Source organism: Bacillus cereus group sp. MYBK227-1, from assembly GCF_051916325.1.
GTDB lineage: Bacteria > Bacillota > Bacilli > Bacillales > Bacillaceae_G > Bacillus_A > Bacillus_A cereus.
Genome location: NZ_JBQAGK010000006.1, coordinates 40285 through 65080, shown reverse-complemented (window position 1 = coordinate 65080; position 24796 = coordinate 40285). Strand labels below are relative to the sequence as shown.

Below are 24796 nucleotides of genomic sequence, written 5' to 3'. Positions count from 1 at the left end.
TACTTCTGAGTTCATTACTACTCGCTCCTTCCGAATTCTTATTGAGAAAAATAATCAAAATCGAAACCCCTATAAAACGACGAAAGCTGCCATCCATAATGGATAGCAGCATTTCTGTTGAATCTGTTTTTAATAGTTATTATGTTGTAATTATTCTATAGTATATCATATGTTTTTATGAGATGGTACGGTTTTGTTTCAAGTATAAACGGAAAACTTGTGTTTTCGCAATTCCTTTGGTATATATGAATATTGTTCATAAAAAGGTCGGAAAGGAAGACAACAAGTGAAGACAGAGAAATTTTTTACCCATCCGATTGGCGTATTTCTTGCTGCAATAGTAGCAACTTTTTTATGGGGAAGCGCATTTCCTTTTATTAAGTTAAGTTATGCTGAACTTGGAATTCAACCACAAGAAGTTGGAGAACAAATATTATTTGCCGGTTATCGTTTCTTGTTATCTGGAGTCATGCTCTTATTATTCTTTAAAGTGTTAGGAAAAGATATGAGCTTCAAAAAAGGAACGGGGAAACAGTTAATACAAATTGGTTTATTCCAAACGTTTCTTCAATATATCTGTTTTTACATTGGAATGAGTTATAGTTCAGGAATTGAAGGAGCTATCATTTCAGGGACATCATCATTCTTTCAAATTTTACTCGCCCATTTTTTATATAAAGATGATGCTCTCAATATAAGAAAAATAATTGGGGTATCGATTGGTTTTTGTGGCGTCGTTTTAGTAAATGTGCCGAGTGATGGTAGCTTATCATTTCATTTTGGAATCGGAAGCTTATTACTTCTTAGTGCAGCAATGCTGTATTCATATGGAAACATATTAGCAAAAGAAGGTAGTAAAACATTAGATGTTGGCTATATGACAGCATACCAAATGATGTTTGGTTCTATAGGATTATTATGTATAGGGGCTTTACAAGTTGGAGTCATGCCATTTACATTTAGTCTACATGCACTACTTATGCTGATTTATTTATCTTTCTTATCTGCAGCTGGTTTTTGCATTTGGAATACAATTATGAAGTACAATAAGGTTGGAAAAGTATCTATGTATATGTTCTTTATACCCGTATTTGGTGTGTTATTATCGAGCATGATTTTAGGTGAAGCAATTCATTCATTTGTGTTACTCGGTTTAGCATGTGTAGCCGCGGGAATTATTGTGGTAAATCGGACGCCAGCTAAGCAAAAAATAGAGAAAGAAAAACAAGTAGCATAGAAAGCAGAAAAGCGATTACAATGGAAGAACAGTACTGTTCTTCTTTTTTTATAGAAAAAGGATAATAGACTAAGTGTAACGAAAAAAGATACAAAAAGCATTTATTGAGGAGAACATATTATGAATCTACTTTACGTGGTGTTAATTGGGCAAATACTTCTTTTTTTAATTGGTGCAATTTATGCAATGCGGCAGACAAAAAGAACGAAAGATAATATGCCGTTACCTTTAGCAATCCGTCTTATTCTTAGTTTTTCTTTAACAGGTAGTGCAATTTGGATATGGTTACAAGATCCATCTGTAGAGTATAGTACGTGGGTTGCACTTGGTATGACTTTATCGACTGTGGGAGATTTGTTTATGGCTGGGCTGATTCCAATTGGTCATCGATTAATTGGTGGGATGGTTACTTTCGCTCTTGCTCATTGTTTTTATGTAAAAGCATTTTTGCAAACAGGAATTTCGTGGAATGGTTTTTGGATTGGCTTACTCGTATATGGGCTCTTTCTAATTGTAGGATGGTTCTTCTTTATCCGAAATGATAAACAGGATAAATTGTTTACGATAGGAGCTCTAATTTACGGATTGTGGGTTGGAGGAATGGCTTGCTTTGCATTCGCCTTATATTATGAAAATACAGGAATATGGTGGATACCAGCGTTTGGTGGTTTACTGTTTGTGATTTCTGATTTTATTATTGGCGTGACAGATATCGGAGGGCGTAAATTGAAGTATGAGCCACTTTGGATTTGGTTTACATATGTAGCTGCTCAAATGTGTATTGTATATGTGGGATTATAAAAAGATACTCTCAAAATAGTGAATAGACTATTTTGAGAGTATCTTTTTTGCTTGTTTAATTTGATCAGTATTACCATTTGAAATTTCTAATATTATAATTTTATAATTAAGAATTTTGTAGAAAAATATCGGTTGTATTATTTATAATAAAAATAAAAAGATGATGAGATGGTGAAATGATGCAAAAGAAAAAACGTTGGCGTGAATTCTTTGGAACTATTGCAATTGCATGTTTATTGGTGTTTTTGGCGAAAATTTTTGTGTTTTTCCCTACGACTGTAAAAGGAGCATCTATGAGGCCAACGTTGCAAGATGGAGATAAGGTAATTGTTAATAAGTTAGCAAAACAATTTGAAAGCTATGGGAGAGAAGATATTATTGTTGTGAAAACAGATAATTTTTATGTCAAAAGAGTGATTGGATTATCTGGAGATATAATTGAGATGAGAAATGATCAATTATATGTAAATTCTGAAGTGAAAGATGAAGAGTATTTGGATAGTAATAAAAAACAAGCAGAAAAAAAACTTATGAATTTAACAGAGGACTTTGGACCGATTACAGTTCCTAAAAATAAGATTTTTGTTATGGGAGATAATCGCTTAATAAGTAAAGATAGTAGAAATGGTTTAGGTTTTATTGATAGAGAAGATGTGTTAGGAAAGTTAGCAGGCATTTATTATCCGTTTGAACATATGAAAATAATAAAGTAAAAAACCAAGCAAATTTTAGTTTGCTTGGTTTTTTTTGTTAAACAGTAGGAGATTCGTTAGATACAAACATATCTTCATGTTTCTTTGTAGTACTTAAAACGAATTTATGTTGTAGCAATTGTAGTTTAAATAACGCCAAAGGATCATGATATGTTTCTGGATTGCTTCTTAGCGTTGCTAATGTTTGCTCGTCTTCCTGTATCTCAAGTTGAGCTGCATCTACATTTTGTTTCAATATGTTAAGTGGATCTTTGAAGAACATCATGATATCACGTTCTAATGCACCTTCAAATACTTCAAATTGAAGGAAGAATTGTTTTGAAATTGTGTGAGCAATTTCTGTATAGTCTTCTGTTTCAATATATTGTTTATATTTGTTGGCGAGCATAGATTGGTTTTTTTGCATATTACCAAATAATTTTCCGGCACTTTTTAAGAAAAACTGTGTCGGTGTAAAGCGTAATAAAATATTGATGTTCGTTACTGTAATTCGATTTGTCATTCGTGCAACATCTCGATTCCAATCATCTAATAATTTGAAATCGCAAGGAAGTTTCATACGTTCTTCTTTATATAATTTATTAAACGTTTCACTCATTTCATCTAAATAAGCTTGAGCTTGAATAAATTCATTATGTGCCGTTTCAATCCATTCTTGAATAGACCCAGTAAATTTAGGAAGAAGTACCTGTTGCACATGCTTTTGAACTCGTTCATTCATTGCAGCATTTAATTCTTCATGAACTAGTTTGAAATCACTATCTTCTTGAACAAGATCAGAGCAGCTCTGTAATAATTCAGGAATTTGAGAATGTATATCTCGTGTAATTTCTTCTTTCGTTAAAAGATAGGATTCGGTAATAGAGCGAATTTTATCTTTTTCAAGAGCAGTAAGGTTATTAATAAATCCAGTAAGTTTCACTGAGATGTGTTTATTCCAGCGTACGGATTTTACTAATGTATTTTCTAATTCCACACGTTCATTTATGAGATAAGCAATTGTCTTTTGCGTAAACCATATTAGCTTTTCTATACGTTCTTTTTCTATATCGCGTTTTGCAAGATTAGAGAGAATAGATTCTGTTACATCTCCAAGTTGCTGACTACTCTCTTGCGAAGGAGAGTATGGGAAGAATTGTGCATCTGGAAAATGTACTTTAAGTTTACTAATTAGTTTTTCATTAGTAGTCGTATTATTTGTGTGTAATACGAAGTGAATTTGTAAGTTTGGTACTTGTTCACGTAAATAAATTAACGTATCAATTTCTTCACTATGCAATGGTGAAGAAGAATTTAATACGTAAACAAGGCTATCTGCTGCTTGTAAGTATTCAAAGTATGCATTGTTTTTATCCAATTGTCCTTGAATGGATGGTGTAATAAGAAATGTAAACTTATTTTTTCTTAAAAATCTACTTGGTAGCTTAATTTCTATACATTTTTTCTCAAGTTCTGACTGAGCAGATGTAGCCGCTATTTGATGGAATTCATCAAGGTTAGAGATATTTCTAATATCTAACTCGTTAAATTCTGTTATTTCAGTTTGACTAGCGTCTTTAAATAGAATAGGAGTTGTTAAAGTTTCAGTTAAGATGTTCTCTCCTAATATTGAATTAACAAATGATGTTTTATCATGGTCACTAGTTCCAGCTATTAGTAGTGGTGTGACATTTAAATCACATAGTTCATGGACGAGTAGCGTAAATTGATGACTTAAATCTACATCATTTTTCTCAGCCCATACAGCGATTGTTTCGAATAAATGAGAAACTATTTCCATATTTACATCTGCTTCAGCTGATGTATTAGAAAGTAAGGATCCAGCACTTTTTACGAGTAATGATTCTAAGGTTGTAGGTGAGACTTCATTCCATGCTAATACTGCTGCAGAGACAACTAGAGAATCTTTTGCTTTCGTTAAACTGAACCAATTTGTTAATAGATTTGGTACAAGTCCGTTTAATTCATGCATAAAATGATTTCCGGTAATTAATGCAAAGTATGTTTCTTGATAGCGAGTAGAAATTTCATTCCAATCGTCATTATTGTCTGTTTCAATATGCAAGAATAAATGATTAATACTTTGAATCCAAGGAAGGTATAAGGATTCATGTTGGTAGCTATTCCAAAGAGCAATAACAAGTTCTTTAAATTGAGCTTGATCAACAGCATATAGAGCTTTTAAAGACTCATAGAAATATTCAGGCTTAATATTTTTAGTAAATCCTTTGTTTATGTAATTTATTAATGTATCAAACCAGTGTAAAGATTGTGTTCGAATACCTTCTTGAACAGCTAGTTCGATAGCGTTGTTCCAATCTTCTTGTTTTTCATAGAAAGAACGTGCAATTGCAGTAATATTTGGGTAATCCGGTTGGAATGCAACAGCTTCACTAATCGTCTTAAAAGCAAGTCCTAAACGATCTTGTTCGATATAAAGAGAAAGAAGTTGTAATGAAACTTCCATCGTAAGAGTTGTATCTTCTGTTTGAATAGATTGATAAATTTCTTCTGCCTTTGGTAGGAATCCTAGTTCAAAATAAGCATCTGCAATATTTTTTGTTGCCCAAAGTGCAAGAGTATTATTAACTTTTTCCCATTTAAATATAGCTGCTTCAAAATCTTTATTTTGATAATAAAATTCACCTTGAGCAAATCGAATATTAGAAATGTTGGAGAATTCATTTTTAGATTCATTTATATATGCTTCACCGAGTACTTCCGATGCAGGAGTAGAAGTTTCTTCTGTTAAAAATGTTTTATAGTAAACTTTTTGAATAAATTGATTTTCAATGGTCATGTTCGTTCCCCCCTGTATAATTTAGAAAAATGATGTTGTATGTAAAAGGGTTCATGTTCTTTTAATAGGTAGAAGTTGGATTATATAGACCAAACTATGTTTTTGCTAGATATATCATTTTTCTTGAGAATTAAACCGTTGCGAAAAGTAACTTTCCTTTATTGTAACAAAAAAACACGCATATGAATTTTTATTTTTTATCAGGACATTTGCAGGCAGTAAGAATCTAATCTCAAAATTAGTGAATGTAAGTGAGTTATGTGGGAGTCGGGATGTCTGTAGAAGCAAGATTGGCATAGGTTAATAATTACAAAACTCCCACTGATTAAAGTTTCACTTTATCTCTGTTAAAGGAAAGAATAGAAGTAGAGTTCATTATAAAAACAATGTATAGTGAATATGTATACCATGTTTGCCTTAAAGATAGAAAGGGTACAATGTGGAATAACGATCGTGCATAGGATGTGTCTTCCGAATGGAACAACATATTGGCGAGTTAATCGCGCATTATGGCTATTTTGGAATTGTTATAGCTTTGGCTGGTGGGATTGTCGGATTACCGATACCAGACGAGTTTTTATTGACCTTTGTTGGTTATAATGTTTCAAAAGGAGTTATGTCAGGAACTGCTGCTTTTTTAAGTGGGATGGCTGGTGCGATGTTAGGGATCACGTTAAGCTACATATTAGGTTTAAAACTTGGGCTCCCTGTTTTAAAGAAATATGGGCCGAAAATTAGAATTAAAGAACATCACATTGAAAAAACACATATTTTATTTGAAAAATATGGGCCATTTCTTTTAATGATTGGTTATTTTATACCGGGAGTACGTCATTTAACAGCATATTTTGCTGGGGTATCAAATTTGACACTTTGGCGTTTTTGTTTGTACGCTTACGGTGGTGCGCTCATTTGGATAAGTGTTTTTATTGGGCTTGGCTGGAAGTTAGGCGAGAAGTGGCGCTTCGTTGAGTATAGTTTACATCATTATGGAATATGGATTTTATTAATTTCAGCAGTTGTTACATGTGTTGTATGGTTTTATATAAAGAAAAAGAAAAACCGCTAATAGCGGTTTTTTTAGCTGAAAGCAATAAATAATACACCAGCTGTAATAAAGACTACACCAACGCCGGTCATAAAGTTTAACTTTTCACCGAGTATAATCATAGCGAGAATGATAGAAAATACGACGCTTAATTTATCGACAGGAGCTACTTGTGAAACCTTTCCTGTTTTGAGGGCAAGAAAATAAAATAGCCATGACGAAGCACCTGCAATCCCACTTAATGTGATAAATAGCAGTGCTTTTTTATTTAGCAGTACGTCGCCGATATTTTGAAATTTACCTTGTATGATAATAACGCCTATCATAAATAATGCCATAATAATAGATCGAATTGTTGTTGCAACGTTTGCATCGATTCCGTCTAAACCAAACTTTCCAAAAATCGATACAAGGGCAGCAGCAATTGCTGATAATAGTGCAAATAAGAGCCACGAACTCATAGTAAAATTCCTCCAATCTTACAGTATTATACATGAAAATGATTCTCATGTATAAAGTTGAAGCAATTGAGGTTTATAGGAAGCGCAACTTCAACTTAACTTCTTGTTCCACCTGAATTTTAAGGTGGGAGTTTGACTGCCCGCAAATAGTGGGCTAAATAACGAAATAATCCCCACCTTATATTTTTAATAAGGTGGGGATTATTATACTACTCTGCAATTTCCTCATATAAAAAGTACGTTACATTATAAATATGTTCTACTTCATCGTCTGTCATAAACAGTAATTCATCACGCTCAATCCCTTTTTTCTTTTCAATAAACTCAATCATGTTTTTGCGTTCTTCTCTCTTCATCAATTTTATTTCTCCTCTCAATCTGTTTTAATACAGTTTATTTAAGTTACTGCTATTATATAACAGAATCTTTAGAAAGTTCCACCTATTTTATTGTTTTTTTCAAAAGAACTTTTCGACAAAACAAGCCCACCTAAGGGGGGGCTTGTTTTATTTTATAGTCGTAAAAACTCAGGCTCCGTCGTACCGGCACCATCGATGTAATAAATTGTGTCGGGATTGATTTTTATCAATACGTAATTAGGGTCTTCAGGACCGAGTAACCAACGTTTTAAGCTATTATTCCAAAACTTGTTTTTTAATGTCGAGTCTTCCTCGATTGAAGCTAACCCTTCAACTTCAATATAATCTTCATCTAATTTTTTTCCTTCTCGTCCGAGTAATACATGGACATTAGGATTGTTTTCAATATCTGTTATCTTTTTTGATTGTCGATCTGTTGCAACGTACAGTACAAAATCTTCATGGAAAAACATCATAAAGGCGCTATGAGGTTTCTCATTTCGTACTGTAGATAATACACCGGTACGTTGACCTTGAATAATAGTTGCGATTTTTTCTTTTAAGTGCATAATTTTAACCCCTTTTCACAATTTATAATTCTGTCTGTTTAAACAAGATAATTTAAATATCTTTCATACTGTTTTCTTCAATCCGATTTTTTAAACGTAATTGTGATGAAATCGGACAAGTTAGGAGAAGAATAATAATAATATTGTGGAGAAATACATACGATGGAAGGGTGAAAAGCATGTTTAATAAAATATTTCTTATAGTAGCACTTATAGGTGTACCACTATCTGTACTTGGAAAAACACTTCATTGGCCAGAAACAATTATGTTCGCTGTGTATTGTATTACGATTATCGCGTTAGCTGGTTTTATGGGGAGAGCAACAGAGAGTTTAGCAATTGTATCTGGTCCTAGAATAGGCGGATTATTAAATGCTACTTTCGGTAATGCTGTTGAACTTATCATTTCAATTTTTGCACTTCAAGCAGGGTTAATTGAAGTGGTGTTAGCTTCTTTAACGGGTTCTGTACTTGGAAATTTATTATTAGTAGGAGGACTATCCTTCTTTGTAGGTGGACTTAAATATAAAAGGCAAAGCTTTAACGTTTACGATGCAAGGCATAATTCAGCTTTATTAATATTTGCTGTTGTCGTGGCCTTTGTTATTCCAGAGATCTTTTCAATGAAGATGGACGTTGGCAAGACGTATCAATTAAGTATAGGTGTTTCTATTATTATGATTATCATGTACATTGCTGCATTACTATTTAAGTTAGTTACGCACCGTGGTGTATATCAACATAAAAGTGACGAAGTAGCGCATGAAGAAGAGCCAGAGTGGTCAAAAGGGAAGGCACTCCTTATTTTAGCGATAGCAACACTGGCGGTAGCTTATGTATCAGAGGCGCTCGTGCATACTTTTGAAACTGTTGCAAAATCATTTGGTTGGTCAGAATTATTTATAGGGGTTATTATCGTTGCAATTGTTGGAAATGCAGCGGAACATGCATCTGCAATTATTATGGCTTATAAAAATAAAGTAAATATTGCAGTCGAAATTGCAATAGGTTCTACATTACAAATCGCCATGTTTGTTGCTCCTGTACTAGTATTGCTATCTATGTTCTTCGCGCAGAGGATGCCTTTAGTATTTACCATACCAGAACTTGTATCTATGATTACAGCCGTTTTCTTAACGATTGCGATTTCAAATGATGGAGATACAAACTGGTTTGAAGGCGGCACTTTACTAGCGGCGTATGTCATTATGGGAATTGGTTTTTATTTATTATGAAAAATAGGCATAACAATTGTGCTCAGAGAAAACAATAAACAAAGTAGTATATATACCTTTACATAGGAAGGAGCCAGACAGGTGAAACGAGTATACAGCATATGTCTTTCAACTATGGTCTCGTTTATTTTATTATTTCCTAACATGAGTTTTGCAAAGACAACAGTAGGAACAAAAATGCCTTCATCTGTTTTAAATATTTCAAAAGACAATACATTTCCAAATGATGCGCAAGATTTGCCACGTTTACAGCCAAGTAAGTTTGCTCAAGAACTATTGAAAACAGCTAATATTAAAATTGAAAATCCAGACTTAATTCGGATGTTTAATGAAACGACAATTTCAAATGCGCCGCTTGCAGTAGGGTACCGGGCAAAAATTTATTTAGGTCAATGGGCTTTACATTATGAATCAGTAGACACATCGATTAATTGGGAATATAAACAAGTGAATCGAAATGTGTATGATAATCGCGGAGGAGACCGTTTATATCCACTTCGCTATAAGCAAGAAACACAAAAGACGGTTGAAGGCGATTTAACAGCAGATATGAAAGATGCTGCAGATGTGAAAAAAATGATGCTTCTCAAAGCGCTTGAAAAAGTACAATTGCCCCTTTCGTTTAAAACAACTATTGGTTATGGTACTGGACATGAGCGTGTGTATAATATTAGTCCGAGTCAACTCGGATATTTATACGCTTATACACCAGCAGTAAATGAAAAGGGAAAAGTAACATTTGGAGAAGTGTATCTTGTATTAAAGGGAAATCAAAAAAGACTTGTTGTGAAAAATATTACTTCTCAAGGAATTGGAGCGGCGATTCCAATTCATGATCATTTATTTTTTAAATTCATTTCTTCCTCCCACTCGCAATAACATAAAAAAACGTCAGCTTATAAGCTGACGTTTTTTATAATGTAATGTTTGCTGTTTTTGATAAGAAATCTTCTGTCGGATAGTAGCTGTTTTTTACAAGAACATTTGGTCCAAGACATTTTACTGCAGGACAGTGACAGCTTAATGATTTTGCTGTTTTTGAAGCACTCCATTTGTCATATGCTTCTTGTAATGTGTTTGTTTGTATGTTTCCTAGAAGTGGAACATCACCAAAGTCCGTCACAATAATATTTCCATCGAAAATATTTACATTTAAACGAGAACGGCCATCTGGATCATTACGAACAGTGACATTTTTGCTCTCTTGTAATTTTTTAAATGTGGCAATGTCTCGCTCGTCATCGCTACAAGCATAGAAAGGTAACGTTCCAAATAACATCCATACATTTTCATCACGAATTTCTAGTAAATGCTCAATAGCATCACGAATTTCAGCTTTTGTTAAAATCTCTAGATTACTCGCGAAGTCACTTGGATACATTGGGTGAACTTCATGACGTTTACAGCCCATCTCTTCGACGATTTGACGGTGAATATGTTCAATATGTGGTAGAGTTCTTTTGTTTAACATTGTTTCGGCCGATACAAGTACACCTGCATCTGATAGAGCCTTACTATTTGTAATCATTCTTTCGAATAATTTTGCACGTTGTTCGTAAGTAGGTTTACGCTCCATCATTGCAAATCCGCCTTCAACGAAGTCATCAATTGTTCCCCAGTTATGAGAGATATGCAACACGTCTAAATAAGGAATAATTTGTTCGTAACGTGCTAAATCTATAGTTAAGTTAGAGTTGATTTGAGTGCGAACGCCTCGTTCATGGGCGTATTTTAAGAGTGGTGTTACATAGTTGTCGACGGATTTTTTTGAAAGCATAGGTTCTCCGCCAGTAATACTTAAAGAACGTAAATGAGGAATCTCATCTAATCGTTTTAATAAAAGATCCATCGGAAGCGGATTTGGGTCTTTCGGCTGTAACGTGTAACCAACAGCGCAATGCTCACAGCGCATATTGCATAACGTCGTCGTTGTAAATTCAACATTTGTTAATAGTAGTTTGCCGTACTCTTCAAGGTCCATATACGCTTCCCATGGATCGTAAGAAGGAGTAATCGGCTTCATTTTTTGTGATATCGTCATATGAAATACTCCTTTGACTATTGAAATAACAATTTGTCCATTCTCTATAATAGAAGAATATGTGCTTTTTATAAAGTGAAACTTTTTAGCGTGAAAAGAGAGAGGGCTTACATTATAGTGGATGACTGTGACAAAATTGATGAAATTTCATGCCCATAGCAATCATTTTTGCGGTATAATAAAAGCAACTCGAATTAAAAGGAGAGTGCCTTCATGGGAAAAGCAATTCAAGATAAAGATACACAATTAGTATATTTAAAAGAGCGTTTAAATATGTTCATTGAAGTAATTGATACAATTGAACCTGAAGAAGTAGAATTAGAAGATGTAGATCGTCTTCTTGCAATGTTAGATGAATTAGAATTAAAATGTGAGCAATTTAAAAAAGACGAATAATATATTAAAAAGGCTGCCAATTCCAATTTGGTAGCCTTTTTCTGTGCGGATAATAGAAGGACGATAGAAAAAGAGGTATAATCAAGTTGTGAAAAATTTCATTTATGCTTTAATAGCGTGAAACAAATAAAAAGCTAAAGAGCATAACAATGGAATTTTCAGCTCATAACGTTTTGGTAGCGTTCACAATTGAGGGGGAAGTAACAATGGAAAAGCTTCAAGAAAGCATGTATCAACTAATTGTTGAAACGTCAACGAACTTACCGAAAGATGTTCGTCGTGCGATTCAACAAGCGAAAGAGCGAGAAAATGCAGGGACTCGTTCTGCGATGGCACTTGGCACAATTACAAATAATATTAAAATGGCTGATGATAACATCTCACCGATTTGCCAAGATACAGGGATGCCAACGTTTAAAATTTATACACCAGTTGGTGTGAATCAATTAAAGTTGAAGGAAGCTATCTATAATGCGCTTGAGCGGGCGACAAAAGATGGTAAACTTCGTCCAAATTCTGTTGACTCTCTTTTTGGAGACAATAGTGGAAATAATTTAGGACCAGGTACACCGGTTATTAAGTTTGAACAATGGGAAAAAGATTATATTGATGCACGTTTAATCCTAAAAGGTGGTGGCTGTGAGAATAAAAATATTCAATATAGCTTACCGTGTGAACTAGAAGGACTTGGACGAGCTGGCCGTGATTTAGAAGGAATTCGTAAATGCCTTCTTCATGCAGTATACCAGGCACAAGGTCAAGGATGTAGTGCTGGTGTAATTGGTGTTGGTATCGGGGGAGACCGCACATCAGGTTATGAATTAGCAAAAAATCAATTATTCCGTACATTAGATGATGTCAATCCAGTACCAGAGTTACAACAACTTGAAGAGTACGTATTAGAAAATGCGAATAAGCTTGGCATTGGTACAATGGGATTTGGTGGAGAAACAACTTTACTGGGCTGTAAAATTGGCGTGTATAACCGCCTGCCGGCTAGCTTCTACGTATCTGTGGCGTATAATTGCTGGGCATATCGCCGCCTAGGTGTAACAATCCATCCTGAAACAGGTGAAATTATGGATTGGTTATATCAAGAAGGTGAAGATACACTTCAGCATGAAGCACAAGAAAAAACAGAGCAACGTGAGATTGTATTACAAGCACCAATTACAGAAGAGCAAATTCGTGGACTTCGCGTTGGTGATGTTGTAACAATTAATGGCATGATGTATACAGGTCGTGACGCAATCCATAAGCATTTAATGGATAATGATTGTCCAGTAGATTTAAATGGACAAATTATTTACCACTGTGGTCCAGTTGTTGTGAAAGATGAAAATGACAATTGGCAAATTAAAGCGGCAGGTCCAACGACAAGTATTCGTGAAGAACCGTACCAAGGCGATATTATGAAGAAATTCGGTATTCGCGCTGTCATTGGAAAAGGCGGTATGGGTGCGAAAACATTAGCGGCTTTAGAAGAACACGGCGGTGTATATTTAAACGCAATCGGTGGTGCAGCGCAATATTATGCTGAATGTATTAAAGAAGTGAAAGATGTTGATTTCTTACAATTTGGTATTCCAGAAGCAATGTGGCATTTACGTATCGACGGGTTTAAAGCAGTTGTAACGATGGACTCTCATGGTAATAGCTTACATGCAGATGTTGATAAAACATCACTTGAAAAATTAGCTAGCTTTAAAGAGCCGGTATTTAAGTAAATAAAAAATGCATCTCGAATGATTCGAGATGCATTTTTTTGGTATATATAGAAAAACATGTTCAGCATGAAAGAATGCGTAGCAACAGAAACTACAAGTACGATTATATATGGAAAGGAGACTATTTATGAAATATAAATGGTTATATATCGGTCTCATTTTTTCAATTATGATGGCACTTGTTCCAGTTTCAACACTGGCTTATACAAATACTCCACATAACTGGGGAATCCCGCGTCCTAAAAATGAAACAGTACCAGATGCAGGAAAGTTATATACAGATTTACTACAAAAAAATGGCGGGTTTTATTTAGGAGATACGAAGAAAAAAGATATTTATTTAACATTTGATAATGGATATGAGAATGGATACACAGGGAAAATATTAGATGTATTAAAAGAGAAAAAAGTACCAGCAACTTTCTTTGTAACGGGGCATTACATTAAAACGCAAAAAGATTTATTGTTAAGAATGAAGGATGAAGGACATATTATTGGAAACCATTCTTGGAGTCATCCTGATTTTACAGCGGTAAATGATGAGAAACTTCGTGAAGAATTAACGAGTGTAACGGAAGAAATTAAAAAAGTAACTGGGCAAAAAGAAGTGAAATATGTACGTCCTCCGCGCGGTGTATTTAGTGAAAGAACGTTAGCTCTTACGAAAGAAATGGGCTATTATAATGTATTTTGGTCACTTGCATTTTTGGATTGGAAAGTGGATCAGCAAAGAGGATGGCAATATGCGCATAATAATGTAATGACGATGATTCATCCAGGATCTATTTTATTACTTCATGCAATATCAAAAGATAATGCAGAAGCACTTGCGAAAATCATTGATGATTTGCGCGAGAAAGGGTATCATTTTAAAAGTCTAGATGACTTAGTAAAAGGCAATCAACCGTAAGCATGTATGCTTACGGTTTTCTCATGCTATAATGATGTGTAAAAAGGATGGGGAAACGTATGTGGAGCGAACATGTTACGTTAGAGTATCCGTATCATTTTGAAGAAGTATTAAAACGTTTATCTTTTGATCCTCTTAACGTCATTCAATTAGATGAGAAAGTTATTTATATCCCGCTTTGTATAGACGAGGAACAGGTTGTTGTTCGCTTACAAGGGATTGGTACTGTTCAAAATCCACAGTTTTGGATTTCTAGTCAGACAGGAGATCCAGAGAAAGTCATGAAACGAATGAGGGCCATTTTTCATTGGAATGAACCGTTTCAAGATATACAAAATCATTTTTTAAACACATCATTACGTCCACTATTTGAAACATATGCTTATACTCCAATTATTTTAGAATTTGATTATTTTGCTTGTCTGCTTCGCTGTATCATTCACCAACAAATAAATTTGAAATTTGCTACTGTGTTAACAGAACAATTTGTGAAACGTTATGGAACAGAGAAGAACGGTGTATTCTTTTTCCCCACTCCGGAAATAGTAGCAAATATTTCAATAGAAGAATTGAGAGAGCAGAAGTTTAGTCAGCGAAAGGCTGAATATATAGTAGGATTAGGTCGAAGTATTGTCAGTGGTACATTAAATTTAGCGAGTATAGAAAATGGGACGGAAGAAGACATTTCAGCACAATTGTTGCCAATTAGGGGAATTGGTGCATGGACAGTGCAAAACTTTTTAATGTTTGGGCTTGGACGGAAAAATATGTTCCCGAAAGCGGACATTGGGATTCAGCGTGCAGTGCAAGGTATATTTCAATTAGATGATAAACCTGATGATGCATTTTTAGAAAAAGTGAAACAAGAGTGTGAACCATACTGCAGTTATGCAGCGTTATATTTATGGAAAAGTATAGAGTAGAGGTGTAATAATGATACAAAAGCAACATGAGAGTAAGTTGGAAGTTGGTCAAACGTTTCCTGTGACAATTAAACGTCTTGGGATTAACGGAGAAGGCGTTGGTTATTTTAAGAGACAAGTTGTTTTTATTCCAGGGGCATTACCAGGAGAAGAAGTTGTTGCAGAAACAACGAAAATTCAGCGTGGCTTCGCTGAAGCGAAAGTGAAAAAAGTTCGTAAAGCTTCACCGCATCGTGTGAAAGCACCGTGTCCAGTATATGAGGAGTGTGGTGGTTGTCAGCTGCAACATTTAGATTATAAAGAACAATTGAATCAAAAGCGTGATATCGTTGTACAAGCATTTGAGAAGTACATGAAAAATAGTATGGAAGAGAAAATTCGCCCAACGCTTGGCATGGAAAATCCATGGCATTATCGTAATAAGAGTCAATTACAAGTGGGGCGTAAAGACGAAAAGGTTATTACAGGGCTATATAAACAAAACTCACATCAGTTAATTGATATCGCTCACTGTATGATTCAACATAAAGCAACGAATGAAGCGACAAAAGTTGTAAGACGTATTTTAGAAAAATTAAATGTTTCTATTTACAATGAGAAAAAACAAAAAGGTTTAGTACGCACAATTGTAACACGTACTGCAGTTCAAACAGGGGAAGTACAAGTTACACTTATTACAACAAAAGAAGAATTACCAAATAAAGAACAATTTATTGCAGAAGTACAAAAACAGATGCCAGCGGTTAAATCAATTATGCAAAATGTAAACTGGCGTAAAACATCTGTTATTTTTGGCGACAAAACATTTAAATTAGCTGGAAAAGAAGTCATTCAAGAAACACTTGGCGATTTATCATTTGAATTATCAGCACGTGCATTCTTCCAGTTGAATCCAGAGCAAACAGTTGTTTTGTATAATGAAGCGAAAAAAGCAGCTGCGTTAACAGGAAACGAGAAGATTGTGGATGCGTACTGTGGTGTTGGTACAATCGGTCTTTGGCTTGCAAATGATGCAGCGGAAGTACGTGGTATGGATGTAATTCCAGAAGCAATTGCAGATGCAAGAAAAAATGCAAAGCGTCACGGATTTACAAATACGAAATATGAAGCAGGTAAAGCTGAACAATGGTTACCGAAATGGGTAAAAGAAGGATGGCGTCCAGATGTAATTGTTGTCGACCCACCACGTACAGGTTGCGATGATAAATTACTGGAAACAATTTTAAAAGTGAAGCCGAAACAAGTTGTGTACGTGTCTTGTAATCCTTCTTCATTAGCACGTGATGTACAAGCATTAATGAAGAGCTATGAAGTGGAGTATGTGCAACCAGTTGATATGTTCCCGCATACTGCGCATGTTGAGAATGTAGTGAAGCTTGTTAGAAAGTAAAGTTTATTAATATTCCCTCATGGTATGAGGGAATATTTTCTATGAAGGAGAATATTATGCATAATTATAAATTAACGATTCAGTACGACGGCGCACGTTTTAAAGGATGGCAACGTCTCGGTAATAACGATAATACAATTCAAGGAAAAATCGAAAGTGTCATATCTGAAATGGTCGGAAAAGAAATTGAAATTATCGGTTGTAGTAGAACAGACGCTGGTGTACATGCTTTGAATCAAGTTGCTAACTTTCAAAGTGATGAGAAGTTAGTGGAACATAAAGTGAAAAAATATTTAAATCAATATTTACCTAACGATATTAGCATTACGAATGTGGAAGAAGTACATGATCGTTTCCATGCTCGTTACAATTCTAAAGCAAAAACATATCTGTATAAAATTTGGAATGAAGAGCATACAAATCCATTTATGCGTAAATACAGCATGCATGTGAATAAAAAATTAAATGTGAAAAGCATGAAAGCAGCTGCAAAACATTTAGTTGGTTCACATGACTTTACTGCTTTTTCAAATGCGAAATCAAAGAAAAAATCCATGGTTCGAGAAGTATATACACTTGATGTGATGGAAGAGGCAGGGTTTGTACAAATTAGAGTAAGTGGTAACGGCTTCCTTCATAATATGGTAAGAAAAATTGTCGGGGCATTAATTGAAGTTGGATTAGGACAATTAGATGTTGAAGCAATTCCAAACATTTTAGAGGAAAAGCAGCGCAATCAAATTAATTGTCTTGCTGAGGCAAGTGGGTTGTATTTAGAGAATGTTGAGTTTTAATGGCAAATAAAAAAATCGGGCTAAGTAGCTCGATTTTTTTAGTATTAAGAAGATTTTTCGTTTTTTATACGTATCTTCAAATTCCAAAAAGCAGCAAGCATAATAGCTGCAAAGGAGCCAAAAATTGTTCCTAATAGCTTTGCATAAGGAGAGCTGCTTACATCGGCATTAATGAATAACATCATACAGAGCATGGCAGGGAAAAAGTATAAGTATTGTAATAACTTTAATTTTTTATCATTACTCATATATATAGCCCCTTTCTAGCATGTTATATGTTTATTATAACATATTTTACCAAGTTATTTTTGCACTTGGAGACATGTTTATTTCATATGTGTAAATGCAGTTTTTTAATTCGATATTGTAAGTTTTGCCTACTTAATCCTAAAAATTTTGCAGCTTGTGAGATGTTGCCATGATTCTCTTTAAGAATTTGGTTAATGTAGTTCTTTTCCATTTTTTCTATTGTGTGTTTTAAAGTTTTAGGTGCATCAGTATTGTGATTAGTTAGTGCATGTTGCATATTGAATTCTGTTTTTATTCGTTCGCGAAAGCGAGTAGGAAGATGAAACGCTGTAATGATGGTTTCATCTTCTATCAAGTTCATGGAACCTTCAATTATATGTTCCAACTCCCGTACGTTTCCAGGCCAATCGTATGCATAGAAAAATTCTCTTACATTTACATCTACATCGGTTACGTTGAGCCCGAATTGAGTATTATATTTTTCAATAAAGTGCTGAACAAGAGCTGGAATATCTTCTTTTCTTTCACGTAAAGGCGGAAGACATAAAGTAACGACGCTTAATCGGTAATATAAGTCTTCTCTTAATCGATTATGTGCGATGGCTTCAAAGGGATCTTCATTGATAGTTGCTATAATGCGAACATCAATTTCTTTTTCGTGTGTACCTCCGATTCTTCGTATTGTTTTTTCTTGTATAGCCCGCAGCAACTTAGCTTGAAGTATTGGGCTTAATGAATTGATTTCATCTAATAACAAAGTTCCTCCGTTTGCTTCTTCGAATAAGCCTGATTTATCTATTGCTCCTGTAAAGGCACCTCGATTTGTGCCAAATAGTAGGCTTTCCATTAAGGTATCAGGTATAGCGGCACAGTTTTGTGAAATAAAGGGTTTTGTTGAACGCTGACTTTCATTATGGATGCTTTGTGCAAATAGTTCTTTACCAGTGCCTGTTTCTCCTACTAGAAGTATGGAGGAAGATGTACGAATTACTCTTTTTCCTTCTGTAATGATTGATTGAATGGCTTCAGAATCACCAATTATGTGATCAAAGGTAAATTTAGTGCTTTGTTTTCGAGAAGGCCCTATTTTTATCGTTTGCTTTAAGTTACTAATTTCTTTTGATATTTCAATAGCGCCTTTAATTTTTCCATTTTCTATTATAGGGAAAGTATCGTTAATCGTTGTAATTTCTTGTCCTTTATTGTTAAAATACGTTTGTTTTATATTTTTCTTTGTTTTTCCAAATTTTAATGCCTCTATAAGAGTACTATTTTTATTTTCCTCAAATGCGAATACTTCTAAAGGACTTTTATATAGCACATCTGAGCGCTCCATTGATTCAATTTCCATCATTTTGCGGTTATAGATAATCGTCTTACTTTCCTCATTAATAATATGAATTCCGATGTCGAGTTCATTGAGTAAAGTTTCATATAGCATATTCATTTCAATGATCTGTTTTAAATTAATTTCTTCTGTACGCATAGATTATCTTCTCCTCATTCCACCCTATGAAGACTGACTTTTTATAATTTTATTAAAATTCTTATAAAATCGCAAAAATTTTTTGCTATTTTCCTTTTAAAATCTCTGAAATGATAGAAAAATTTTGCGGTTATGAAGTTTTTTTTTTGAGAAACCTTCATTTTAAATAGGAATTGGAGATTGGTACGCATTTTGCATAAATAATAATTGATATATCTAAAGGAGGGATATGCAACGTTTCAGTACCAACTAATAAGAAGGAGGAGTGTATAAAGTGAAGACGGTTATAGAATGCGTGTATAGTCCTTGTTACGGGAAAGTAGAGAAGTTATTTGTTACGGAAAGTTCTTACGTATACGAGTGGGAGAAATTAGCATTAATTGAAACAATAGATAAACAGAAAGTAGAAATTAAGATAGGGATCAGTGGTTATATTGAATCATTAGAAGTAGTAGAAGGACAAGCTATTGCTGATCAAAAGTTATTAATAACAGTAAGGGATGACCTTTTAGTAACAGGCAGTGATTAATGTAAGTGACGTGTATTTTTGCTCTTTTAAATCATTATTTTTACGGTGAATAATTTTAAAAACGCTTACATTAAATGGGTTTACAAAGTGAAAAGGGGGGATTTATATGATGAATCAAAATCAAGGATTAAAAAGAGAATTGAAAAGCAGGCACATATTTATGATTGCACTTGGAGGCGTTATTGGTACCGGTCTTTTTTTAGGATCTGGGTATACAATTCATGAAGCTGGGCCTGGAGGAGCGATTGTAGCATATCTTGTTGGAGGATTTGTTATGTATTTAACGATGCTCTGTCTTGGAGAGTTAGCTGTTGCAATGCCTGACGCAGGATCTTATCAAACGTATGCTACGAAGCATATTTCCCCTGCAGCGGGTTATGTAGTTGGATGGATGTCATGGTTAAACTGGTCAGCTACGATAGGGATTGAACTAATTGCAGTTAGTATTTTAATGAAGCGATGGTTTCCAGATGTACCTTCATGGATTTGGTGCGTAGTGTTTGCGTTACTCCTCTTTGCTATTAATGCGTTATCTTCAAGAAGTTTTGCGGAAGTTGAATTTTGGTTTGCAAGTATTAAAGTAATTACGATCATTGCATTTATTATTTTGGGCGGGGCAGCAATGTTTGGTTTTCTAGATATGAAAGGAAATGAACCAGCACCGATGTTCTCTAGTTTTACTGATTATGGTGGATTGTTCCCAAATGGATTATCAGCTATTTTAATTACGATGATTGCAGTTAATTTTTCTTTCCAAGGAACGGAACTAGTCGGTATTGCAGCAGGTGAGAGTGAAAATCCAGAGAAAACAATCCCGAAGGCAATTAACAATACAGTTTGGCGTATACTTGTTTTCTTTGTACTATCTATTTTTATTCTTGCTGGACTATTCCCTTGGCAACAAGCAGGAGTAATAGAAAGTCCATTTGTAGTTGTATTTGATAAAATTGGTATTCCTTATGCAGCAGATATTATAAATTTTGTTATCATTACAGCGGTTCTATCCGTTGCGAATTCAGGATTATATGCAACTTCTCGTATGCTATGGTCTATGTCTAATCAAGGAATGATTAGTCCGATTTTTGGTAAGTTATCTAAAAACGGTGTTCCTATTTATGCATTGATTGTAAGTACAATTGTAGGTTGCCTTTCATTACTATCAGGTATTTATGCGGAAGATACAGTTTATTTATGGCTACTTTCTATTGCTGGGTTCGGGGCGATATTAGTTTGGGCATCTATTGCTCTATCTAACTTATTAGCTAGGAGGTCATACATAAAGCAGGGCGGGGATGTGAAAGAATTGAAATTTAAAACACCTCTGTATCCATTCGTACCACTGCTTGCACTAGTATTAAATGTAACAGTAATTATTGGTATGGCCTTTATTCCAGAGCAAAGAATGGCATTGTATTGCGGAATTCCATTTATGATTGTTTGTTTACTGTTTTACCGTGCGACAAGAAATAAGGCACGTAAAGTAGAACATATTGAAAAGACAAATACGACGGAAGTAGAGAGCTTCTAATATGAATTAATTTGGAGACTGTAAGATTTGTAAACAGTCTCTTTTTTTGTGAAAATAAAGTTGGAAACATACTACGTATGTAAAGGGGAATTAGCGATGAATAAAAAAGTTTCACAGCTATTAGAGCAGATTGATTTACGAAAAGATGAGTTACTAGAGCTTACAAAGAATTTAATTCGTTTTGAAACACCAGCACCGCCGGCGAGAAATACAAATGAGGCACAACAATTTGTTGCAGAGTTTCTAAGAGAACAAAATTTTAGTGTTGATAAATGGGATGTATATCCTAATGATCCGAACGTTGTTGGTGTGAAAAAAGGGGCAAAAAGTGACTCATATAAAAGTCTTATTATTAATGGACATATGGATGTAGCTGAAGTATCGGCAGATGAGGCGTGGGAAACAAATCCGTTTGAGCCATTTATAAAAGATGGTTGGTTAGTTGGACGTGGTGCAGCTGATATGAAAGGGGGACTAGCTGGAGCGCTATTTGCTATTCAGCTATTACAAGAAGCTGGTATTGAATTACCTGGAGATTTAATCTTTCAATCCGTAATTGGAGAAGAAGTTGGAGAAGCTGGTACACTTCAATGCTGCAAAAGAGGTTATGATGCTGATTTTGCAGTCGTAGTGGATACGAGTAATTTACATATGCAAGGACAGGGCGGCGTAATTACTGGCTGGATTACTGTGAAAAGCCCTCAAACGTTTCATGATGCAACGCGTAGGCAAATGATTCATGCTGGAGGACGTTTATTTGGAGCGAGTGCAATTGAAAAAATGATGAAAATTGTGCAAAGTTTACAAGAATTAGAGCGTCATTGGGCAGTTATGAAAACATATGAAGGCTATCCGTCTGGAACAACAACAATTAATCCAGCTGTTATTGAGGGTGGAAGACATGCAGCTTTTATTGCGGATGAGTGCCGGTTATGGATAACAGTGCACTTTTATCCGAATGAAACACATGAACAAATAATAAAAGAAATTGAAGAGTATATCGGTAAAGTAGCAGCTGCCGATCCATGGCTAAGTGAAAATCCACCACAATTTAAGTGGGGCGGAGAATCAATGATTGTGGATCGTGGCGAAATTTTCCCTTCTTTAGAAATAGATAGTGAACATACAGCTGTAAAAACGCTTAGCTCAGTACATGAATCAATTCTTTCTAAAAACGCAATTTTAGATATGTCTGCAACGGTAACGGATGGTGGTTGGTTTAGTGAATTTCATATTCCGGCTGTTATTTACGGACCAGGCACATTAGAGGAAGCTCATTCAATAAATGAGAAAGTAGAAGTAGAGCAGTTAATTGAATTTACAAAAGTAATAACAGCATTTATATATGAATGGTGTCATATGAAAAAATAGATTAGTATGTTGAAATCGTACAGGTATGTATACTTGTACGATTTTTTAGTGAACTATTTCAGAGTTAAATAGAAACAACTGAAATAGTTCTTTATTTTTCTATGTCTTTCGTTTTAGTTCCATTAATTTCTCTTTTGCTAATTCAACAGCAATCGCATCATCTAAATAGCCAATTGGAAAGAGATAGTCGGGAATAATATCTGTCGATAAAATGAAATACAGTAATGCGCCACCAAGAACTGCACGCTCTTCTTTTGGAATCGTTTCATTGCAAAATTGTTGATACATATCTGTTAATTGTTCAATGAAAGGGCCAGCACTATCAATTTGTTCTAACTTGCTCGCGAAACTTTCATGAATGCGCTTTTCACCTTCTGTTGTTTGAGCATATCGTTCATAGTTTTCAAGTTCTTGTTTTACGCGGGTTGTTGTGTAGTCGAAATCGAATAAGTTAGAGGATTGCAGAGTTTGCTGAATTGTATCAAGAGATGTGTACATATCCGTCTTTTCTTTATTAATGTGAGGAGAATCAGGATACATTTCATCAAATAACAATTGGGGTGGAACTTGCAGACATTCTGCGAATTTTTGTAGGTGTTTTTGTTTTGGCGGTTGTTTACCATTCATAATTCTTGAGATTGTTGCGGGATCAATATTTGTAAGCATTCCGAGTTGGCGCATAGATAAGGCACGTTCTTTTAAAAGTTTTTTTATTAATCTACTAAGCCGCTCATTTGGATTTTCTTTAGGCATAGCGAAGGCACTCCTTTTTATTGTTGAAAAAATGTTGAGCATTTATTACATGTATATGAAACAGACAGGCACAGTTGCTCAACATTTTCATAAGATGCATGGAAAAGTGAGGAAAAGGGGTGGCTATTTATGAGTACGGCAGGTCTATTTTCAATTTTTTTAATCGGGATTGCTTCTAATTTAGATAATGCAGGTGTTGGGATTGCATATGGCATTCGTAAAATTAGAATTTCGTGGTTCAACAATTTTATCATCGCATTTTTTGGGTTTTTATTTACTTTATTAGCTGGATTTTTTGGGAACTGGATCGCGTTATTTATTTCAGAGTTTACAGCAAACCTGATTGGAGCAATCGTTTTAGGGATAATCGGGGTGTTTATTTTGTGCCAGCCTTTCTTGGGGCAAAGAAATACCGTAGGCTCTAAAGATGGTAATGTACTTATAGGAATTTTACGTGATCCAGAAAAAGCAGATTTTGATGGTTCTAAAACAATTAGTTTTTCAGAAGCAATTGTATTAGGGATTGCGTTGTCTATTAATAATATTGCAGGTGGATTTGATGCTGGGATAACAAATTTGAACCTTTGGCTTACAGCAACTATTTCAGGGGTGTTTAGTTTTATTTGTATTAGTGGCTTTGCGTATGTAGGGAAACGATTTTTAGCAGAATACTTAGGAAAGTGGGCGACAGTTATCGCAGGAGTGTTATTAATTCTTATTGGGATTGATCAGTTGTTGTAAGGAGAGTAGAAAACAAGGTTCGAGTATTTCCTTGGAAATACAGCAAGGGATTGCATATATCGACGTACTTTTCTCCATACTAATACGGATTTCTTTTAAGAAAGGGGGATTTGTATGGGACGCGGGAAAGCATTTGATCATAAGAAAAAAGGGCATGATCATCAACCACCTAAAGGTGCGTTCATTCATAAAGATGTAAATGAACATACTTTGGAAGAGGAAGAGCTACCAGTAAATATTGAGGCGTATAAAAATAGTTAAAAAAAACATTAAAAGCACCTACATAGGTGCTTTTTTACCGTATATCTTCAATTAATTGTTCCGATTCTTCATGCATACTGTACTCACTTAATACTTGAATGCAAAGCCATTTTAATTCCTCAATCGTATGCTCAAGTTCTTCAGGAAGCACGTGATAAATGTCTTCAAGTCCCATCCCGAAATGAATAAGTTCAAGTACTTGATCATCGATGTTCCGATCCATTAATAATTCAAGTACTTCTAAATTGAATATGTATCGGTGAGCTTCGTCGAGTGAAACAACTTTTAACTTCAAGCTTTCTACAATACTCAATATAAAAAGAAGGATTGTTTTTTCAAGAACAGGTTGTTTTCCCATTTGAAATATTAGTTTCATCTTTCACACCTCCACATATAGCGCTAGGTTGTACTATATTATTCAGGAGGGGGGAACAAATATGCATGATATAGAGAAACTTTCAGCACTGTTTTTAT

General features: G+C 34.7%; 26 protein-coding genes. 17 read left to right on the top strand and 9 right to left on the bottom strand.

Going from position 1 to position 24796, the window contains the following annotated elements:
• Nucleotides 1–286 precede the first annotated feature (286 nt).
• From ACTFRM_RS23645 to lepB, 3 genes are all read left to right on the top strand, one after another.
• A complete protein-coding gene (locus tag ACTFRM_RS23645) occupies nucleotides 287–1237 on the top strand; it encodes a DMT family transporter (protein WP_440043622.1) in 951 nt (316 codons plus the stop codon).
• Between the two features lie 120 nt (nucleotides 1238–1357).
• Nucleotides 1358–2038: a lysoplasmalogenase gene (locus ACTFRM_RS23640; RefSeq protein ID WP_001051080.1), complete on the top strand. Its 681-nt coding sequence runs from the start codon at nucleotides 1358–1360 to the stop codon at nucleotides 2036–2038.
• 176 nt (nucleotides 2039–2214) lie between these two features.
• Nucleotides 2215–2751, top strand: a complete 537-nt coding sequence (gene lepB / locus ACTFRM_RS23635) for a signal peptidase I (protein WP_000983310.1) — start codon at nucleotides 2215–2217, stop codon at nucleotides 2749–2751.
• A gap of 37 nt (nucleotides 2752–2788) precedes the next feature.
• Here the strand turns inward: lepB and ACTFRM_RS23630 are convergent, their stop codons facing one another.
• Nucleotides 2789–5551, bottom strand: a complete 2763-nt coding sequence (locus ACTFRM_RS23630) for a tetratricopeptide repeat protein (RefSeq protein WP_000151423.1) — start codon at nucleotides 5549–5551, stop codon at nucleotides 2789–2791.
• A gap of 475 nt (nucleotides 5552–6026) precedes the next feature.
• Here ACTFRM_RS23630 and ACTFRM_RS23625 point away from each other — a divergent pair, with 475 nt between their 5' ends.
• Nucleotides 6027–6620 (top strand): DedA family protein, encoded by a 594-nt coding sequence (locus tag ACTFRM_RS23625; RefSeq protein WP_000434876.1) that lies wholly within the window; start codon nucleotides 6027–6029, stop codon nucleotides 6618–6620.
• 11 nt (nucleotides 6621–6631) lie between these two features.
• On the opposite strand, the gene ACTFRM_RS23620 is transcribed toward ACTFRM_RS23625, so the two are convergent.
• The 3 genes from ACTFRM_RS23620 to ACTFRM_RS23610 form a co-directional block, all read right to left on the bottom strand.
• The gene (locus tag ACTFRM_RS23620; RefSeq protein WP_000100295.1) at nucleotides 6632–7060 is read right to left on the bottom strand and encodes an EamA family transporter; all 429 of its coding nucleotides are present in this window, start codon (nucleotides 7058–7060) and stop codon (nucleotides 6632–6634) included.
• A gap of 209 nt (nucleotides 7061–7269) precedes the next feature.
• The gene (locus ACTFRM_RS23615; RefSeq protein ID WP_000817786.1) at nucleotides 7270–7416 is read right to left on the bottom strand and encodes a BH0509 family protein; all 147 of its coding nucleotides are present in this window, start codon (nucleotides 7414–7416) and stop codon (nucleotides 7270–7272) included.
• 155 nt (nucleotides 7417–7571) lie between these two features.
• On the bottom strand, nucleotides 7572–7988 hold the full coding sequence (locus ACTFRM_RS23610; RefSeq protein WP_000550219.1) for a pyridoxamine 5'-phosphate oxidase family protein: 417 nt from the start codon (nucleotides 7986–7988) through the stop codon (nucleotides 7572–7574).
• Nucleotides 7989–8167: 179 nt separating this feature from the next.
• On the opposite strand from ACTFRM_RS23610, the gene cax reads away from it, so the two are divergent.
• Together cax and ACTFRM_RS23600 are read left to right on the top strand one after the other, a co-directional pair.
• Nucleotides 8168–9223: a calcium/proton exchanger gene (gene cax, locus ACTFRM_RS23605; RefSeq protein ID WP_000482136.1), complete on the top strand. Its 1056-nt coding sequence runs from the start codon at nucleotides 8168–8170 to the stop codon at nucleotides 9221–9223.
• Between the two features lie 81 nt (nucleotides 9224–9304).
• Nucleotides 9305–10102 (top strand): YfkD famly protein, encoded by a 798-nt coding sequence (locus ACTFRM_RS23600; protein WP_002083605.1) that lies wholly within the window; start codon nucleotides 9305–9307, stop codon nucleotides 10100–10102.
• Nucleotides 10103–10136: 34 nt separating this feature from the next.
• Here the strand turns inward: ACTFRM_RS23600 and yfkAB are convergent, their stop codons facing one another.
• Nucleotides 10137–11264 (bottom strand): radical SAM/CxCxxxxC motif protein YfkAB, encoded by a 1128-nt coding sequence (yfkAB, locus tag ACTFRM_RS23595; protein WP_000156022.1) that lies wholly within the window; start codon nucleotides 11262–11264, stop codon nucleotides 10137–10139.
• A gap of 213 nt (nucleotides 11265–11477) precedes the next feature.
• Here yfkAB and ACTFRM_RS23590 point away from each other — a divergent pair, with 213 nt between their 5' ends.
• The 6 genes from ACTFRM_RS23590 to truA all read left to right on the top strand — a co-directional run bounded on the left by ACTFRM_RS23590 (nucleotide 11478) and on the right by truA (nucleotide 17404).
• Nucleotides 11478–11660, top strand: a complete 183-nt coding sequence (locus ACTFRM_RS23590; RefSeq protein ID WP_000513558.1) for an SE1561 family protein — start codon at nucleotides 11478–11480, stop codon at nucleotides 11658–11660.
• A 206-nt stretch (nucleotides 11661–11866) separates the two neighbouring features.
• Nucleotides 11867–13387: a class I fumarate hydratase gene (fumA, locus tag ACTFRM_RS23585; protein WP_102956408.1), complete on the top strand. Its 1521-nt coding sequence runs from the start codon at nucleotides 11867–11869 to the stop codon at nucleotides 13385–13387.
• 127 nt (nucleotides 13388–13514) lie between these two features.
• Entirely contained in the window at nucleotides 13515–14297 is a 783-nt protein-coding gene (gene pdaA, locus ACTFRM_RS23580) for a delta-lactam-biosynthetic de-N-acetylase (protein ID WP_000875969.1), read from the top strand.
• Nucleotides 14298–14356: 59 nt separating this feature from the next.
• Nucleotides 14357–15220, top strand: coding sequence for a DNA-3-methyladenine glycosylase family protein (locus ACTFRM_RS23575; protein ID WP_000269422.1), 864 nt, complete (start codon nucleotides 14357–14359; stop codon nucleotides 15218–15220).
• Between the two features lie 10 nt (nucleotides 15221–15230).
• Complete coding sequence (gene rlmD, locus ACTFRM_RS23570; protein ID WP_000615206.1) at nucleotides 15231–16610, top strand: 23S rRNA (uracil(1939)-C(5))-methyltransferase RlmD; 1380 nt, start codon at nucleotides 15231–15233, stop codon at nucleotides 16608–16610.
• Between the two features lie 56 nt (nucleotides 16611–16666).
• Nucleotides 16667–17404, top strand: coding sequence for a tRNA pseudouridine(38-40) synthase TruA (truA, locus tag ACTFRM_RS23565; RefSeq protein WP_000553119.1), 738 nt, complete (start codon nucleotides 16667–16669; stop codon nucleotides 17402–17404).
• Between the two features lie 44 nt (nucleotides 17405–17448).
• Here the strand turns inward: truA and ACTFRM_RS23560 are convergent, their stop codons facing one another.
• Nucleotides 17449–17652, bottom strand: a complete 204-nt coding sequence (locus tag ACTFRM_RS23560) for a hypothetical protein (protein WP_000063860.1) — start codon at nucleotides 17650–17652, stop codon at nucleotides 17449–17451.
• A gap of 83 nt (nucleotides 17653–17735) precedes the next feature.
• Nucleotides 17736–19139 (bottom strand): sigma-54 interaction domain-containing protein, encoded by a 1404-nt coding sequence (locus tag ACTFRM_RS23555; protein ID WP_061456735.1) that lies wholly within the window; start codon nucleotides 19137–19139, stop codon nucleotides 17736–17738.
• A 274-nt stretch (nucleotides 19140–19413) separates the two neighbouring features.
• Here ACTFRM_RS23555 and ACTFRM_RS23550 point away from each other — a divergent pair, with 274 nt between their 5' ends.
• The 3 genes from ACTFRM_RS23550 to ACTFRM_RS23540 all read left to right on the top strand — a co-directional run bounded on the left by ACTFRM_RS23550 (nucleotide 19414) and on the right by ACTFRM_RS23540 (nucleotide 22567).
• Nucleotides 19414–19668, top strand: a complete 255-nt coding sequence (locus tag ACTFRM_RS23550) for a biotin/lipoyl-containing protein (protein WP_000859480.1) — start codon at nucleotides 19414–19416, stop codon at nucleotides 19666–19668.
• A gap of 106 nt (nucleotides 19669–19774) precedes the next feature.
• Nucleotides 19775–21196, top strand: a complete 1422-nt coding sequence (locus ACTFRM_RS23545; RefSeq protein WP_000981860.1) for an amino acid permease — start codon at nucleotides 19775–19777, stop codon at nucleotides 21194–21196.
• 48 nt (nucleotides 21197–21244) lie between these two features.
• Nucleotides 21245–22567, top strand: coding sequence for an acetylornithine deacetylase (locus ACTFRM_RS23540; RefSeq protein WP_100617805.1), 1323 nt, complete (start codon nucleotides 21245–21247; stop codon nucleotides 22565–22567).
• Nucleotides 22568–22666: 99 nt separating this feature from the next.
• Here the strand turns inward: ACTFRM_RS23540 and ACTFRM_RS23535 are convergent, their stop codons facing one another.
• Nucleotides 22667–23320, bottom strand: coding sequence for a helix-turn-helix domain-containing protein (locus ACTFRM_RS23535; RefSeq protein WP_001123718.1), 654 nt, complete (start codon nucleotides 23318–23320; stop codon nucleotides 22667–22669).
• Nucleotides 23321–23449: 129 nt separating this feature from the next.
• On the opposite strand from ACTFRM_RS23535, the gene ytaF reads away from it, so the two are divergent.
• Nucleotides 23450–24061 carry a sporulation membrane protein YtaF gene (gene ytaF, locus ACTFRM_RS23530; RefSeq protein ID WP_440043620.1) on the top strand — a complete coding sequence of 204 codons (612 nt, stop codon included), beginning with the start codon at nucleotides 23450–23452 and terminating at the stop codon, nucleotides 24059–24061.
• Nucleotides 24062–24175: 114 nt separating this feature from the next.
• On the top strand, nucleotides 24176–24322 hold the full coding sequence (locus ACTFRM_RS23525; protein WP_440043619.1) for a hypothetical protein: 147 nt from the start codon (nucleotides 24176–24178) through the stop codon (nucleotides 24320–24322).
• A gap of 34 nt (nucleotides 24323–24356) precedes the next feature.
• Here ACTFRM_RS23525 and ACTFRM_RS23520 read toward each other — a convergent pair whose 3' ends face one another.
• Nucleotides 24357–24698 carry a DUF3969 family protein gene (locus tag ACTFRM_RS23520; RefSeq protein ID WP_000766604.1) on the bottom strand — a complete coding sequence of 114 codons (342 nt, stop codon included), beginning with the start codon at nucleotides 24696–24698 and terminating at the stop codon, nucleotides 24357–24359.
• Between the last annotated feature and the right edge of the window lie 98 nt (nucleotides 24699–24796).

Excerpts from the sequence above, each read along its gene's own strand:
- cax (WP_000482136.1), top strand. The coding sequence starts at position 8,168 with ATGTTTAATAAAATATTTCTTATAGTAGCACTTATAGGTGTACCACTA.
- ACTFRM_RS23640 (WP_001051080.1), top strand. The coding sequence starts at position 1,358 with ATGAATCTACTTTACGTGGTGTTAATTGGGCAAATACTTCTTTTTTTA.
- ACTFRM_RS23610 (WP_000550219.1), bottom strand. The coding sequence starts at position 7,988 with ATGCACTTAAAAGAAAAAATCGCAACTATTATTCAAGGTCAACGTACC.
- ACTFRM_RS23630 (WP_000151423.1), bottom strand. The coding sequence starts at position 5,551 with ATGACCATTGAAAATCAATTTATTCAAAAAGTTTACTATAAAACATTT.
- pdaA (WP_000875969.1), top strand. The coding sequence starts at position 13,515 with ATGAAATATAAATGGTTATATATCGGTCTCATTTTTTCAATTATGATG.
- yfkAB (WP_000156022.1), bottom strand. The coding sequence starts at position 11,264 with ATGACGATATCACAAAAAATGAAGCCGATTACTCCTTCTTACGATCCA.
- ACTFRM_RS23575 (WP_000269422.1), top strand. The coding sequence starts at position 14,357 with ATGTGGAGCGAACATGTTACGTTAGAGTATCCGTATCATTTTGAAGAA.
- ACTFRM_RS23535 (WP_001123718.1), bottom strand. The coding sequence starts at position 23,320 with ATGCCTAAAGAAAATCCAAATGAGCGGCTTAGTAGATTAATAAAAAAA.
- ytaF (WP_440043620.1), top strand. The coding sequence starts at position 23,450 with ATGAGTACGGCAGGTCTATTTTCAATTTTTTTAATCGGGATTGCTTCT.
- truA (WP_000553119.1), top strand. The coding sequence starts at position 16,667 with ATGCATAATTATAAATTAACGATTCAGTACGACGGCGCACGTTTTAAA.
- rlmD (WP_000615206.1), top strand. The coding sequence starts at position 15,231 with ATGATACAAAAGCAACATGAGAGTAAGTTGGAAGTTGGTCAAACGTTT.
- fumA (WP_102956408.1), top strand. The coding sequence starts at position 11,867 with ATGGAAAAGCTTCAAGAAAGCATGTATCAACTAATTGTTGAAACGTCA.
- lepB (WP_000983310.1), top strand. The coding sequence starts at position 2,215 with ATGATGCAAAAGAAAAAACGTTGGCGTGAATTCTTTGGAACTATTGCA.
- ACTFRM_RS23615 (WP_000817786.1), bottom strand. The coding sequence starts at position 7,416 with ATGAAGAGAGAAGAACGCAAAAACATGATTGAGTTTATTGAAAAGAAA.
- ACTFRM_RS23560 (WP_000063860.1), bottom strand. The coding sequence starts at position 17,652 with ATGAGTAATGATAAAAAATTAAAGTTATTACAATACTTATACTTTTTC.
- ACTFRM_RS23545 (WP_000981860.1), top strand. The coding sequence starts at position 19,775 with ATGATGAATCAAAATCAAGGATTAAAAAGAGAATTGAAAAGCAGGCAC.
- ACTFRM_RS23590 (WP_000513558.1), top strand. The coding sequence starts at position 11,478 with ATGGGAAAAGCAATTCAAGATAAAGATACACAATTAGTATATTTAAAA.
- ACTFRM_RS23520 (WP_000766604.1), bottom strand. The coding sequence starts at position 24,698 with ATGAAACTAATATTTCAAATGGGAAAACAACCTGTTCTTGAAAAAACA.
- ACTFRM_RS23620 (WP_000100295.1), bottom strand. The coding sequence starts at position 7,060 with ATGAGTTCGTGGCTCTTATTTGCACTATTATCAGCAATTGCTGCTGCC.
- ACTFRM_RS23555 (WP_061456735.1), bottom strand. The coding sequence starts at position 19,139 with ATGCGTACAGAAGAAATTAATTTAAAACAGATCATTGAAATGAATATG.
- ACTFRM_RS23625 (WP_000434876.1), top strand. The coding sequence starts at position 6,027 with ATGGAACAACATATTGGCGAGTTAATCGCGCATTATGGCTATTTTGGA.
- ACTFRM_RS23525 (WP_440043619.1), top strand. The coding sequence starts at position 24,176 with ATGGGACGCGGGAAAGCATTTGATCATAAGAAAAAAGGGCATGATCAT.